Source organism: Deinococcus sp. (assembly GCF_018260555.1).
GTDB lineage: Bacteria > Deinococcota > Deinococci > Deinococcales > Deinococcaceae > Deinococcus.
Window position 1 is genome coordinate 22,979 of the sequence record NZ_JAGLBB010000028.1, and the last position, 14,742, is coordinate 37,720.

Annotated in this window: 10 protein-coding genes and 1 CRISPR repeat array; all 10 genes read left to right on the forward strand. The window is 65.8% G+C overall.

Features of this window, described 5'->3' with window-relative positions:
- Nucleotides 1-170 precede the first annotated feature (170 nt).
- Nucleotides 171-782 (forward strand): DUF305 domain-containing protein, encoded by a 612-nt coding sequence (locus tag QZ271_RS07230; protein WP_291430050.1) that lies wholly within the window; start codon nucleotides 171-173, stop codon nucleotides 780-782.
- Nucleotides 783-1,660: 878 nt separating this feature from the next.
- The gene (locus tag QZ271_RS07235) at nucleotides 1,661-3,259 is read left to right on the forward strand and encodes a hypothetical protein (protein WP_291430051.1); all 1,599 of its coding nucleotides are present in this window, start codon (nucleotides 1,661-1,663) and stop codon (nucleotides 3,257-3,259) included.
- A 60-nt stretch (nucleotides 3,260-3,319) separates the two neighbouring features.
- Entirely contained in the window at nucleotides 3,320-4,378 is a 1,059-nt protein-coding gene (locus tag QZ271_RS07240) for a WYL domain-containing protein (RefSeq protein WP_291430052.1), read from the forward strand.
- Nucleotides 4,379-4,442: 64 nt separating this feature from the next.
- A complete protein-coding gene (locus QZ271_RS07245) occupies nucleotides 4,443-6,752 on the forward strand; it encodes a CRISPR-associated endonuclease Cas3'' (protein WP_291430053.1) in 2,310 nt (769 codons plus the stop codon).
- Between the two features lie 8 nt (nucleotides 6,753-6,760).
- Nucleotides 6,761-7,513 carry a type I-C CRISPR-associated protein Cas5c gene (gene cas5c / locus QZ271_RS07250; protein WP_291430054.1) on the forward strand — a complete coding sequence of 251 codons (753 nt, stop codon included), beginning with the start codon at nucleotides 6,761-6,763 and terminating at the stop codon, nucleotides 7,511-7,513.
- The gene (locus QZ271_RS07255; protein ID WP_291430055.1) at nucleotides 7,513-9,498 is read left to right on the forward strand and encodes a type I-C CRISPR-associated protein Cas8c/Csd1; all 1,986 of its coding nucleotides are present in this window, start codon (nucleotides 7,513-7,515) and stop codon (nucleotides 9,496-9,498) included. The genes cas5c and QZ271_RS07255 overlap by 1 nt, the downstream gene beginning before the upstream one ends.
- Nucleotides 9,499-9,500: 2 nt before the next feature.
- Nucleotides 9,501-10,487: a type I-C CRISPR-associated protein Cas7/Csd2 gene (cas7c, locus tag QZ271_RS07260; protein WP_291430056.1), complete on the forward strand. Its 987-nt coding sequence runs from the start codon at nucleotides 9,501-9,503 to the stop codon at nucleotides 10,485-10,487.
- A gap of 3 nt (nucleotides 10,488-10,490) precedes the next feature.
- Nucleotides 10,491-11,144, forward strand: a complete 654-nt coding sequence (gene cas4, locus QZ271_RS07265; protein ID WP_291430057.1) for a CRISPR-associated protein Cas4 — start codon at nucleotides 10,491-10,493, stop codon at nucleotides 11,142-11,144.
- Nucleotides 11,141-12,169 (forward strand): type I-C CRISPR-associated endonuclease Cas1c, encoded by a 1,029-nt coding sequence (gene cas1c / locus QZ271_RS07270; protein ID WP_291430058.1) that lies wholly within the window; start codon nucleotides 11,141-11,143, stop codon nucleotides 12,167-12,169. The genes cas4 and cas1c overlap by 4 nt, the downstream gene beginning before the upstream one ends.
- Nucleotides 12,166-12,459 carry a CRISPR-associated endonuclease Cas2 gene (gene cas2 / locus QZ271_RS07275; protein ID WP_291430059.1) on the forward strand — a complete coding sequence of 98 codons (294 nt, stop codon included), beginning with the start codon at nucleotides 12,166-12,168 and terminating at the stop codon, nucleotides 12,457-12,459. Before cas1c ends, cas2 begins: the two co-directional genes overlap by 4 nt.
- 177 nt (nucleotides 12,460-12,636) lie before the next feature.
- A CRISPR array of direct repeats spans nucleotides 12,637-14,677; the repeat unit is 36 nt; unit sequence ATTCGGCCTGCCTTCGGGTGGGCCGTGGATTGAAAC.
- The last annotated feature ends 65 nt before the right edge of the window (nucleotides 14,678-14,742 follow it).

Here is a 14,742-nt window from a genome sequence, read left to right on the forward strand (position 1 = left end):
GGACTGCGTTCCATACCGTGAAAGGGGGGTCTGTTGTTCCTCCGCGTATCCGCCCGGCTTAATTCGGTGCAGTCCCGGATCAATCGCAATGCGCATCAGATCGGGCGCCAGTCGGTGCCGGCGGCCCACGTGCTTTACACGAGTTTGGCAGAAGGCGTACCCTCGGTTACGTGACGCACCTTCCGGCCCCTATCCCCACACTGCGCGCTTTCCTGATCACGCTGACGCTGCTGTCAGCAGGGGCGTCGGCGCAGACGGCCATGCCGGGCATGCATCACAGCGCCGCGCCGGGCGCCGAGGCCGCGGGCCCCGGGAGTCAGGGCGCGGAACTGAGCGCGTTGCGGAAATTGCGGGGCCGGGCGTTCGACCGGGCGTTCCTGAGCATGATGGTTCCCCACCACCAGATGGCCGTCGCCATGGCCCGCGCCGCGCTGCCAGTCAGCCGGGACGCCAAAGTCAAGGCCTGGACAACCGCTGTGATCCGCGACCAGACGCGTGAGATCGTGCAGATGAACACCCTGCTGGGCACGTTCGGAGGAGCGGACCCGGCCATGAGTGCCGGGATGAGCGGGATGTCCAGCGCGCCGAAGGCAGCCGGGAATCCCGACGTGGCGTTCGTGCAGGGCATGCTGCCCCACCACGCGGCTGCGGTGGACATGGCCAACCTCGCCCTGCAACAGGGTCAGGACGCACGGGTACTGAAGCTCGCGCGCGACATCGTGACCGCGCAGGCCAGCGAGATGTACAGCTACCGCACGTGGCTCAGGGCGCGCGGCCTGTAGGATAGGTCGCACCGAAAAACAATGCGTTTATCTTGCAGATAAACCGCGCAGAGCGCGGAGCAAAAGAAGGACATTGAAGTGGGACTGGAGAGCTTCCGGCGGTTTCCCGGAATCTCGTCATGTCAGCTTGGACGTTGATACGGACTGCGGTTGAAGGGGCAGCAAAGACCGTTCAATCCCAGCGGACGCGAGTAGGGACAACAGATGCCCCTTCGCGGAATGGCACGGCAGTCCGCCTGATACGGATTCCGCTCCATCGGCGTCTGTTGTCCCTACTCGCATTCCCCCGGACTCAATCGGAACTGCACCGAATCAACCACTGTCCGTATGACAGACGTGCGGAGGCCCCGCGTTCGCAGGGCTTACGCGGACTCCGATTGAATGGCTTGCAAAGCCGCGCGGTCGAAGTCCATATCACGGGTACCAGGGTCTGTCAGGCAGGCGCCAGCAGAGGCGCGGGGGCCTACGCCCGCCTACCGTTCAGCCCGACATGAGGTGTCGGGCTGCGACCACATGCTTCCCCTTGTGACGCCAGAGAGGTGTTCACAGCGTGCAGGACGCGGTTTGTCTTGGCTGGGGAGGTCATATGGCTCGGAAGGTGACGTGGTTGGTGCTGGTGCTGGCGGGTCTGCTGTGCGGCGGCCTGAGTGTCGGGGCGGCTGGGGGCAATGGCGCTGCGGTGCTGGTGGAGGGAACGTCTCCACCCATGGGCGGCTGATACGGTTTTGGCAGAATGGAGCTGCGGGCGGCGCTTTCCCGCCTGTGGTGCAGTGGTGCGAAACCTGTCTGCTGTTCCTCCTCGCATCCACTCGGACGGATTCGCCACTGCACCAGATCAGTCGGAATCAGCATGAGGCCTGCTCCCTTACACTGAGCGGGTGCCGGACAGGGAGTTCTTCGTCGTGCTGGAATCGCTGCTGGCTGCCGGGGAGTGGTCAGCGGCGCATTCGTATTTCAGGCTGGGGGCGCGGGATGTCAAGCGCCGCGAGGACGGCCTGAAACTCTGCGCTCTTCTGAAGCGGGTTCCGGCGGATGTCCGGGTGGGGGAGGAGTGGCGGGAGACGCGGGTATGGGTGGCCTACCGCGCCGGGGATCAGGCGCTGCTGCGTGAGGTGGTGGCGGCGCACCCTGGCCTGCACCCGGGCGTTGAAGCGTACCTGGGTGCGTGGCAGCGTCCCTGGCAGGAGGTGCTGGAATGCGCGCAGCGTGCCCTGGACGGCGAGGACAGCGGATTGGGCCTGGTCATGGCGAGGCGCTTCCGGGCCGTGGCGCTGGCGCAGCTGGGCAGTCCAGGCTGGGAGGAAGCGTTCCGGAACGCCCTGGGGGCTCCTCAGTCGGACCGGGACCGTGGGCTCCTGTGCCTGGAGTTCGGGCATCAACTCGTCGGCGCGGGCCGCGAGGGAGCCGCGCGGGACGTGTGGGCGCAGGCGGCCAGCTACCTGAGTGCGGATGCCTGGGCACTCACGCAGGCGTTCTCGAACCTGGGCATCACGTGCCTGCGGTTGGATGACCTGCCGGCCGCCGAGCGGGCCTTAGCGCGGGCCGTGAAGGTCGCGCAGGGGAGCGAGGCGCGCGGGCCACTGTCTATCGGGTGGCGCGGCCTGGGCAGCCTGTATCTCTGGAGTGGGCAGCTGGGCCGCGCCGAGCACGCCTACCGGACTGCGGATGAAAAGGCGGACGACGTGCCCCTGACCGTGATGGCCCGGCGGGGTCTGGGCCGTGTCCTGCGGGCGCGTGGGCATCTGGACGAGGCGCTGGGCGTGCTGCGCTCGGCGCTGCTGCATGCGGGTGTCAGGGACGGGGACCGGCACGCGGCGTTCACGGATCTGGCAGGTGTGCAGGTCCTGATCGGGGACCGCGCGGGCGCCCGCGCGAGTCTGGAGCGGGTAGAGCGGGGGGATGTGGTGGACGCGTGGCGCACGCAGATCGTCCGGGCGGAACTGGCCCGCCTGGAGGGCGAGCCAGGGTGGGCCGCGCACCTCCAGGGGATCGCGCCAGGGCATCACCTGGTGCGGCAGGAAGCGCGGGTCTTTCCGGACACCCTGGCGGCCGCCGGGGTGGTGGAGGCCACGCCGGAGTGGTGGATCGGCGTGAATCTGGACGGCCCGGTTCGGGTGGTGACGGCCTCGGGTTCCGTCGCGCTGCGGCCGACCGAGGCGTCCCTGCTGGCGTTCCTGGCGGTGCACCAGGGCAGTGTGCTAGTGGAACGCGCCCTGGAGGCCCTGGACCTGGGGGGCGGTGACCTGCGGCGGCAGAAGCGGCAACTGAACCGGGTGGTGCAGGGCCTGCGCGAAGCGCTGGGCTGGCCGGCCGCCGTGGAGCACTCCCGTACCCTCGTGTCCCTGTCACGCGAGCCCCGCTGGACCCTGCATGTCCCGCAGGACGCGTTGCGCCTGGACGACTTCTGCGAGGGCAGCCTGGACCCATGGATCACCGAGTACCGATCTGACATGACCATGCGCAGCCTTCCTGACTGAGAGCGGCGCGAATCCTGGGGGTGGTCAATCTGGAGTCAGCGTTCCGGTACACTGCGCGGCATGAGCGACGCCGCACCCGAGCGCATCCAGAAGTGCTCCCGCCTCTTCCAGATCGCGGCGCTGCTGCGAGAACAGCACGCCACCGTCCGCGACATCACCCGGCACCTGTATCCCACCGCGCCCGTGCAGGGTAGAGGCTGGAGCGCCATTGAACGCAGCATCCAGCGGGACCTCGACGACCTCGAACTGCTCGAACCGGATTTCCGGCGACTGGGCGGCCGTCCACCCCGGTACTGCATCGACACCCACCGCACCAGCCTCCACCCCGTCCAGACCCTGATCCTGCACGCCGCCGCCCGCCTCACCTACCACCGGGCCAGCGGCCAGAAAATCCATCACGCCGCCGCCCTGAACACCCTGACCACCTGGCTGCCTCCGCACCTGCAGAGCGTCATGCAGCGCAGCGTCAGTGACCTCGGAGACCGCCGCACCCGCAGCCGCGAGGACCTGAACCTCGAACACGCCGCGACCGCCTGGCTGGGCGCGCACCCCCTGCGCTTCGAGTACCGCAAACCCGGCGGCAGCGGCGCGTGGCGCACCAACGTCGTCCAGCCGTACCTGATCGAGGCGCACCCGCAGAACCTCGACCTGTACCTGATCGGCCTGGAAACCACCTTCCACGGCGACGTCCGCACCTTCAAGTTCTCCCGCATGCGCAGCCTACAGGTCATGCAGAACGACACCTACACCATTCCCGACACCTTCGACCCCCGGGCCTTCTTTCACTCCGCCTGGGGTGTCGTCGGTTCGCAGGACACGCCGCCCGAAACGATTCACCTGCGCTTTCACGCCGAGGCGGCCTACCGGATCCTCGAAGGCGGCTACGCGCACCTGAGCGAACCCCTCCTGAACCGCGACGGGAGCGTCGATGTGACCGTCACCGCCCCGGTAGACAGCAGCGGCCTGCCCCGCGAAGTCATCCCCTGGATTCTGAGCTTCGGGCCGCGCGTGAACGTCCTGGGCCCCGACCACATCCGCGCGCACTGGCTGAGCGAACTACAGGCCGCCGCTTTGCATGCGACCCCAACTGACCCGCCCGTGGGAGGGGTTCCGGCGTGAGCGCCCACATGCACGAAGGCCGGCGCGGGCCAGACGACGCGGCGCTGCAAGAGGAGAGACTGGAATGACCGTCTATTACGGCCACACCAACCCCAACGACCCGCCACACGACAGGTCGCGCTGGCAACTGATGAAAGACCACGCACTGAACGTGGCCGACCGTGCCAGACAGAACGCCGAGGCGTTCGGAGAGGGCCCACGCGCCGCACTGGCAGGGCAACTGCATGACCTGGGCAAGTACGGCCAACTGTTCCAGAAGCGCCTGGAAGGCAAGGAACGCGGACTCGATCACTGGTCTGTGGGAGCATTTTTCGCCAAGCATCATTACCGTGATGCAGCGCTGGCACTGGTCATTCAAGGACACCATATCGGCCTACAGCAGGGAAACAAGGAGACCCTTGATGAATTCACGCTGGAACGCCTCGGGTCCAGTCATCCCCTGGAACTGCGTCTGACTGAGGCCGAACCCGACGTAACGAATTACAAACTCCTTCTGGGTCGGCTCATGGCAGACGGCGTCACGCCGGTGGGGGTCAGAAAACCAGCGCTGCGAAGCGGGCAAGGGGCAGGCGACATGCTCGACACCCGCATGCTGTTCTCCGCACTGGTGGACGCCGACTACCTGGACACCGAGGACGCCATGCGGCTGGACGGCACGCCTCCCCGGCCCACGAACGAGCGCCTGGACGCCGCCCGCGCCCTGATTGCTCTTGAGGCCAGACTGACCGGGTTGGGGGCGAATACGGACGTTCCAGAAGAGACGCGCCAGCTTCGTGCGGACCTCATGCAGGCCTGCCGGAAAGCTGGACGGTCGGCGGATCGCCTGTGGACACTGACCGCCCCGACCGGCAGTGGCAAGACGCTCGCCATGCTACTGTTCGCGCTGAACAGGGCAGCAGCCACGCAGTCGTCCGCTCAGCCCATCCGGCGCATCGTGGTGGTGCTGCCCTTCCTGAGCATCCTTGACCAGACCGCCCAGGAGTACCGCAGCCTGTTCAGCGCCGCCGGATTTCCGCCTGAATTCGTTCTGGAACACCACAGCCTCGCCGGACTCCGCAGTGATGAAAGCCAGGGTGGTCAGGATGACGGCGAGGCCCGCCAGCCGGGACCGGACGCCCGGCTGTTCGTTCAGAACTGGGACGCACCAGTCGTCATCACGACCAGCGTGCAACTTCTCGAAAGTCTGCACGCCAGTAAGCCAGGTGCCTGCCGCAAATTGCACCGCCTGGCCCACAGCGTCATCCTGATGGACGAGGTTCAGACGCTGCCTGCCGCGCTGGCCGTCCCTACCCTTAAAACCCTGTCACGCCTGACCAGCGAGAAATACGGTGCGGTCGTGGTCATGGCAACCGCCACGCAACCCGCCTTCGACACCCTGGGCAGCGCAGTGCTGGAAGCGGGCCTGAACGACGGCTGGCAGCCCCGTGAGATGGCCCCGCCCAGCCTGCGGCTGTTCGAGCGTTCCCGACGCGTGACGCCCGTGTGGCACCTGGACGGGGGTGTCGAGTGGAGCACCGTGCAGGACTGGCTGCGCGCCGAACCGCAGGTGCTGTGCATCGTGAACATGCGAAGGCACGCGCTGGAACTCGTTCGGGCTCTGGACGGCACACCCGGACTGCGCCACATGTCCACCTACCTGTGCCCCGCGCACAGGCGCAAGATCCTCGCGGGAATCCACGCCGACCTGAAGGACGGGACCGACGTTCGTGTGATCGCCACCCAGTGCGTCGAGGCAGGCGTGGACCTGGACTTCCCGACGGTCGTTCGTGCCCTGGGGCCACTGGACTCCATCGCGCAGGCCGCCGGACGCTGCAACCGCCACAAGAAACGCCCCAGCGGGGAACTCCGCGTGTTCCTGCCAGCCGACGAGCAGTACCCCACGCCCGCCTACCGCAGGGCCGCGCAGGTTGCCCTGACCATGTACCGCGCGGGTGGCCTGAACCTCGACGACCCCGCCACATTTCGCCGCTTTTACGAGCAACTCTGGCAGTACGAATCCACCCACCTTGAGGCCTTGGATCAGGCGATCCGGCGGCAGGACTACCCCGAAGTGGCCGCGCTGTACCGCCTGATCGACAACGACAGCGTGAACGTCGTCGTGCCCTACGGCGAAGGCCGGGCCCTCATCAGTGAAGCCCGCCAGGACGGCATCGACCGCCACTGGATGAAACGGGCGCAGCTGTACACCGTCTCCGTCTTCCGTGGACGCGACGGCACCCTGCCCGCGCACCTGGAACCCGTGAACTACCGCCCCAGAGGAGGTGGCCCGCCCCAACCCGCGCCCGACTGGTATCTGGCACACGACGGTTCGTACGACGAGCAGATGTTCGGCTACCTGCCCGACGGTGGGAGCGCCGATCCGTTCAATCAATAGGAGGCCCGATGACAAAGGAACGCAGCCCCGGTCAAACGTTCACGCTGGAAATCTGGGGAGATTACGGGTGTTTCACCCGCCCCGAACTGAAAGTCGAGCGCTTCAGTTACCCGTGCATCACACCCAGCGCCGCGCGGAACATCTTCGACGCCATCTACCTGGAATTCGATAAGGAGACGAAGAAACCCGCGCACCGCTGGGAAATCACGAAAATCGAGATTCTGGAACCCATCCGGTACGTCGCCCTGATGCGAAACGAGGTCAAGGAGAAAATCAGCAGCGCCAGCGTGGGCAGGTGGATGAGGAACCCGGAGGAACTGACTCCCATCTACGCGGACGGAACGAAAGACGACCTGGGAACAGATGCCAAGGGCCGCACGCAACGCCAGACGATGGCCCTGAAAAGCCCGCGTTACCGTCTCCATGGGCGCGCCGTGCTGTTCCGGGAGGACGCGGCCCTGCGGCAGAAGATAGAACGCAGCTTCGAACGCCGCGCCTCGAAAGGCCAGTGCATCTACCAGCCGTACCTGGGCTGCCGGGAGTTCGCGGCCTCGTTCGAACTCGTGTCCGGTGCCGGGAAGCCCCCGACGAAGCACACTGAGGACATCGGCTGGATGCTGTACGACGTGTTCGACCTGTCCCGCCCCGGCTCGAACACGGACGCGCCGCGCATCAGCCTGTTCGAGGCGAACGTCGAGAACGGTGTCCTGACCGTCCCCGAGTACCACAGCCCCCTTGTTCACAAGCCGGGGGTGACCTGATGCTCGCGGCCCTGGTGCGCCAGGCGCAGCACGCGGGCTTGACTGTGGAGCCCGGCTTTGCCCCGAAGGACATCCGCTGGATCGCCCAGGTGTCTGGGGGCAAATTGACCGGAGTTATCGGTAACGGAAGAACAGGCATCAGTTACCCGCGTTGCCCGGAGATGAGCCACCCGGAACTGATGGCCCTGCCCAGGGTGCTGGGGAAGCCGCAGGCCGCGCACTTCCTGGCGGACACTTGCGGTGTGGTGGCACTCCTGCCTGCCCTGGACCGCGACGGCAACGCGAGAACGGACGACCGGAGTCAGGCGGAGCTGGCAAAGTTCGTCGAGAAGCACCCGAGCTACCTGGAACTGCTGCGGAGGGCCTCGGCGGACATCCCCGAGTTGACTGACCTGCTGAATGTCCTGACCCAAGAGACCCAGTTGGCGTTCCTGCGTGCCGAACTGGCGCGCAACAGGGCCAAGTCCACCGATAAACTCAGCTTCTCCGTGGGCGGCACCGACCTGCTGGGAGGTGACCTGTGGCATGCGTGGTGGCGCCGCTTCCGGCGCGAGGCTTTCGGGCGCCAGAGCACCACGGACGGCGGGGGAATGCTGGATTTCACCTCGGGCCAACCGGTCACGCCCGCCCACACCCACCCCAAACTGACCAAGCTGGGCGTGGGCGCCATCGCCATGGGGGCCTCGCTTGTCGGTTACGACAAGGAAGCGTTCGGATCGTACGGCCTGAACGCAGGCGAGAACGGCGCCGTCTCCGCGGAGAACGCCGCCGCGTACCGCGCCGCGCTGGAAAACCTGCTGGTACGCGCGCCCATCCTCGGTCAGATGAAGGTGGCCGCGTGGTTCGACCACCGGCAGCTTGAGGGCCAGGCGCTCATGGCCGCGATCGAGGACCCCGCCAGTCTCGGCGAGGATGTGCTGGAGGCACTGAAGCTGGATGACGTGGATGAAAATGAGGTCGTGCTGGCCGCGCAGACGCCAGAGCAGCAGGAAGCGGTGGCGCAGCAGCGCGGGCAGAAACTCCTGACGGCCATCCGCCGGGGCGAGCAGCCTGAAAGTGTTACGGCACAGTACTTCGCCCTGGCGATTAGTGGCGCCTCGGGCCGCGCCATGGTGCGTGACTGGAAGACCGGTCAGTTGGACCACCTGGCCAGTGCGGTGGTGACGTGGTTTGACGACCTGGCCATCACAAACCTGAGCGGCAAGCGGGCCAATCGGCCGAAATTCTTTTCCCTGCTGACGAACGTGCAGCGCCCAAGACAGCCGTCTACCAGCATGGACGATTACCTCAAACCCATCCGCAACCTGCAACTGCCGCTGTGGCGGGCCGCACTGGACCCCGCCATGCCTATCCCTTTCCCGGCCGTGGCGAAAGTCATGGAAGCGCACAAATCGCACGTCATGACGGGCGCGTTCACAGAGGCGCTCGGACGCGACGGCGCCGGCGCCGAGGAGGGACGCATCTACATCCGCATGGCCATTCTGCGGGCGTATCACGTCCGCAAGGCCAGACATCAGGGAGGTTACCCCATGCACAGCAGCGTAGACCCCAAGCACCCCAGCCCCGCGTACCACTGCGGGCGGCTCATGTACCTCCTGGCAAATGTGCAGGACGCGCAGGGCGACACCATCAACGCCGGAGTGGTGCAGCGTTACTACGGCGCAGCCAGCAGCACGCCCGCCCTGGTCCTGGGCCGCCTGACCCGCCTGAGTCAACACCACCTGGCGAAAATTTCGAGGGACAAGCCGGGCCTGGCCTTCCAGCTCGAGCAGGAAATCGCGTCCGTGTGGGCCGCGCTGGGCCAGCAGCCTCCAAAGACGCTGTCACTGGAAGAACAGAGCCTGTTCGCGCTGGGTTATTACCAGCAGCTTGCTCGCAGCGTTGCCAGCCGCAAGGAAACCGCCGCGAAGAACCGGGCTGACGCTGCTCACCCTTCACCCGCCACTGCGCCCCAGGGCCTCCTCGACACTGACAAGGGAGAATGACCATGACCAACCCAAGCGATCCCATCCGCAACCGCTACGAGTTCCTGCTGCTACTGGACGTGGAAAACGGCAACCCAAACGGTGACCCGGATAGCGGCAACGCCCCCCGCGTGGACCCGGAAGACGGTCACGGCCTGATTTCCGATGTGGCCATCAAACGCCGAGTGCGTCACTACGTGCAGGTCGCCGGAGAGCAGATCTTCATTCAGCACGGCACGAACCTGAACCGCGAGATCTTCCGCGCCAAGCAGGAGAGTGGCGGCGCCGCCAGCAGGAAGAAGGCGGACGTGGACGCTGGACGCCGCTGGATGTGCAACAACTTCTATGACGTGCGCACCTTCGGGGCGGTGATGAGTACCGGTGCGAATGCCGGTCAGGTACGCGGTCCTGTGCAGGTGACCTTCGCCCGTAGCGTTCATCCGGTGTTCGCCATCGAGGCCAGTATCACGCGCGGCGCCGTGGCTGAGGACATCAAGAACGCGAAGACCGTGGATGACTTCCTGAACTGGGAAGCGCAACAGGACGAGGACAAACTTCGCACGATGGGCCGCAAGAGCCTGATCCCGTACGGATTGTTCGCGGCCAAAGGATTCGTCAGCGCCCACCTTGCCGCCGGAACGGGCTTTAGTGAGGCGGACCTGAAACTCCTACTCGAAGGCCTTCTGAACATGTACGAGCATGACCGTAGCGCCAGCAAAGGCCACATGAGCAGCCGTCGCCTGTTCGTGTTCAAGCATGTCGGTACGGACGGTGACGCGCAGCAGCGTACCCGTCAGGCCATGCTCGGCTGCGCCCCCGCACACAAGCTGCTGGACCTGGGGCAGATGGTCAGCGTCAAGCTGATGGATGAGAGTCAACCTGCCCGCAAGTTCGCTGATTACAGCGTGCAGCTCGATCTGAGCAGGCTGCCCGCCGGTGTCGAGGTGCTGGACCTGGATACCTGGGACGCTGGGAAGTTCGAGACCGGGTGGCAATCCCGACAGGGCTAAGCCGTGACCGACGACCCCATCCCCCTGTCAGGACTGACGCATTACGCGTACTGCCCGCGCCGCTTCGCACTGGTGCATATCGAAGGTGAATGGGCCGAGAACGCGTACACCACGCGTGGTCAGCAGCAGCACCAACGGGTGCATGGTGGGGGAACAGAGGAACGGGACGGCGTGAAAACGCTGCGTTCCCTTCCTCTCGTCTCGCGTGAACATGGGTTTGCCGGAGTGGCGGACGTGGTGGAAATCCAGCGGGATGGCCAGTCGGATGGTCGGTCGGGTGGAGCGCCACGGCCCGTCGAGTACAAATCCAGCAAGGCCCCGAAAACGCACAAACTCGGCAAGTTCGCCGAGGAGGTGCAGCTGTGCGCGCAGGCCCTGTGCCTGGAGGAGATGTGGACCACGGCCATCCCCGCCGGGTTCATCTACCACGCCGGGAGTCACAGGCGCCGCGAGGTGCCGTTCACGTCTGAGCTGCGCGCCGCTGTCCTGGCCGCCCGTGACGGCGTGCGCGACCTGCTCCGCGACCGCGTGCTGCCACCCCCCGCTGCGGATGACCGCTGCCGCCTGTGCAGCCTGTTCGACGAGTGCGAACCCTTTGCGCCCCGCGCCTTCCCGCCCGGCTACGACCCGTTCAGCACCACCCTGGAGGACCGGTGAGGCAACTCCTGAACACCCTGTACGTGCAGACGCAAGGCAGCTACCTGCACCTGGACACCGACAACATCCGCGTGGATGTGGACCGCCAGCGCAAAGCTATGATTCCCCTGCATCACGTCGAGGGGATCGCCGTATTCGGAAACGTCCTGCTCTCCCCGTACCTGATTCACCGCCTGGCCCGCGAGCACAAACCCGTCACGTGGCTCACGGAATTCGGGCGCTTCATGGCCCGCACCGAAACGCCCGTGAGCGGCAACGTCCTGCTGCGGACCGCGCAGCACGCTGCTGCCTGCGATCCCGCCCGGACGCTGGCCGTGGCGCGCTTCGTGGCCGCCGGGAAACTCCAGAACCAGAAAACCACCCTGATGCGCGCCGCCCGTGAGGCGCAAGACAACGACCCGGACCTACTCCGCAAGGCCGCCAGGGACATCAACGCCCAGATCGGCGCACTCCCCCTGACCGGCACCGTCGACGAGGTTCGCGGCGTCGAGGGGGGGGCTGCGCGCACGTACTGGGAAGTCTTCCCGCTGATGCTGCGCGCGCACCGGGACTTCTTCTGGTTAACGGAACGCACCCGCCGCCCAGCCCGTGATCCCATCAACTCCCTGCTGAACTTCGTGTACACCGTCCTCGCCAACGACTGCGCCAGCGCCGCGCAGAGCGTCGGTCTGGACCCGCAGGTAGGATTCCTGCACGCCCTGCGCCCCGGACGGGCTAGCCTCGCCCTGGACCTGATGGAGGAACTGCGGCCCGCCACCGCCGACCGCGCCATCCTGACGCTCATCAACCGCCAGCAACTCACGCCCCGCGACTTCACGCAGCACGAAGGCGGAGCCGTGACCATCACCGAGGACGCGCGGCGCACCATCCTCGCCCACCTCACCGACCGCCGCAAGGAGGAAGTCACGCACCCACTGACCGCCCGGAAAACCCCGCTGGGCCTGATCCCGCACGTGCAAGCACGCCTGATGGCGCAGCACCTGCGCGGTGACCGTGCCCACTACCCGCCGTACCTGCACCGGTGATCGACCTGCTCGTGTGCTACGACGTCGCCACCACGACGGAGGGGGGGCGGCGACGCCTGCGGCGCGTGGCGAAGGTCTGCGTGGCGCACGGTCAACGCGTGCAGAACAGCGTATTCGAGGTCAGCGTGACCGACACGCAACTGCTGACGCTGCGGCAGAAACTGCTGGACATTCTGGACCCCACCGAGGACAGCGTCCGCCTCTACCGCCTCCGGCAACCGCGCGACCATTTCGTGGAAGCCTATGGCCGTGACCAGTATGTGAACTTCAGTGACCCCCTGATCCTGTAAACGCGAACCCCCCGCACACACGAAAACCCCGGGGGGTTCGCGCAGGGCAACAAGTCCATCCAGGACGCGATTCATGAAAATAGAATACTGGGACGAGGCTGCACAAATGGACTTCTAGGTGAGGTTCGCGCAAACTGAAGTGGGAACACCGTCTGGGACGCATCCCAGCGGCAACCGATTCGGCCTGCCTTCGGGTGGGCCGTGGATTGAAACCGGCAAAACATCGTCCTTGACGCTGAACGCGGCACATTCGGCCTGCCTTCGGGTGGGCCGTGGATTGAAACAGAGCCACATCAAAGCCAATCCCGTACCCACCGTATTCGGCCTGCCTTCGGGTGGGCCGTGGATTGAAACCCGCTCCCGCTCCCGCTCCCGCGTTTCGGAATCCCGATTCGGCCTGCCTTCGGGTGGGCCGTGGATTGAAACTCGGCGCCGCTGAGTACGGCGAGGATTTGCGCGGTATTCGGCCTGCCTTCGGGTGGGCCGTGGATTGAAACGAGCAGCGTGACCGCCTGGTCGTCGCTAAACTCCTGATTCGGCCTGCCTTCGGGTGGGCCGTGGATTGAAACCGACGGGGCGCTGGGTGGTGGTCCAGTTTGTAACCTCGAAGATTCGGCCTGCCTTCGGGTGGGCCGTGGATTGAAACAGTTTTTTGGGCGTGCGGTGCGGGGTCTCGCCCGGATTCGGCCTGCCTTCGGGTGGGCCGTGGATTGAAACCTCTCTCTACACAATGACCACGCCCGCCGCTGGGAACTTAGAAGCCTTCGGGTGGGCCGTGGATTGAAACCTCTCTCTACGAATTGAAATGGCCCAGAAACCTGCGATTCGGCCTGCCTTCGGGTGGGCCGTGGATTGAAACGTTAGTGGCATCTTGCAACATACAGAACACGTCAGGATTCGGCCTGCCTTCGGGTGGGCCGTGGATTGAAACGTCATGCAAATCAATTTTGCGGGGCATCCGGCACAGGATTCGGCCTGCCTTCGGGTGGGCCGTGGATTGAAACGGCAATCAGGTGGCTCTCTACGTTCGACCACGTCGATTCGGCCTGCCTTCGGGTGGGCCGTGGATTGAAACTTTATCAAGGCGATGGGGTAGCCACGGCAACCCGGATTCGGCCTGCCTTCGGGTGGGCCGTGGATTGAAACAGGAAGCCCTCGCCCTTGCCCAGCTGGGAGAACTATTCGGCCTGCCTTCGGGTGGGCCGTGGATTGAAACATTTACGCGGATCACCCGGTCGCGGCGACCGTGGTATTCGGCCTGCCTTCGGGTGGGCCGTGGATTGAAACCGTCCAGGGCCTGCTTTGCGAGGGCCTCAGCGGCCATTCGGCCTGCCTTCGGGTGGGCCGTGGATTGAAACCCGCGCAGCGGTCGCCGCTGCCGCCTGGGCTTCGGATTCGGCCTGCCTTCGGGTGGGCCGTGGATTGAAACACCTTGAACTGCATGCTGCCGTCGCTCTTGTCGGATTCGGCCTGCCTTCGGGTGGGCCGTGGATTGAAACAACACCGCACTGCCCCGCACGCCAGTCGCGCCGGAAATTCGGCCTGCCTTCGGGTGGGCCGTGGATTGAAACCTCCTTGCCGTGAATGGCCTGGAGGATGCTCCGATTCGGCCTGCCTTCGGGTGGGCCGTGGATTGAAACGTGGCGGGCGCGTACTGGCAGAGTCGGGGCCTGAGCGCTATTCGGCCTGCCTTCGGGTGGGCCGTGGATTGAAACCCGACCCTGGCAGCCGCGCAGCCCTTCGCCCGCAACATTCGGCCTGCCTTCGGGTGGGCCGTGGATTGAAACCGGGGCGACATGGCGGGCGCGGTGAACGCCCTGCATTCGGCCTGCCTTCGGGTGGGCCGTGGATTGAAACCACCAGGAACGTGGTCCCGCCCCGCGCGACGGTCAATTCGGCCTGCCTTCGGGTGGGCCGTGGATTGAAACCAGACGTGCGCGCGGCAGAACGTGACGATCGCGTTATTCGGCCTGCCTTCGGGTGGGCCGTGGATTGAAACGACGTGCCGAACGCCACGCAGCGAGCGCGGCTCTCCGGGTATTCGGCCTGCCTTCGGGTGGGCCGTGGATTGAAACTGGAGATTACTGATGATTGACGCACCCGACACCACATTCGGCCTGCCTTCGGGTGGGCCGTGGATTGAAACCAGGGCGGGGTATTCCTGCAACTGCTCGTAGACCTCATTCGGCCTGCCTTCGGGTGGGCCGTGGATTGAAACACCTGCTCGGACCAGCCGGGGTAACGGTGCCACTGGATTCGGCCTGCCTTCGGGTGGGCCGAGGA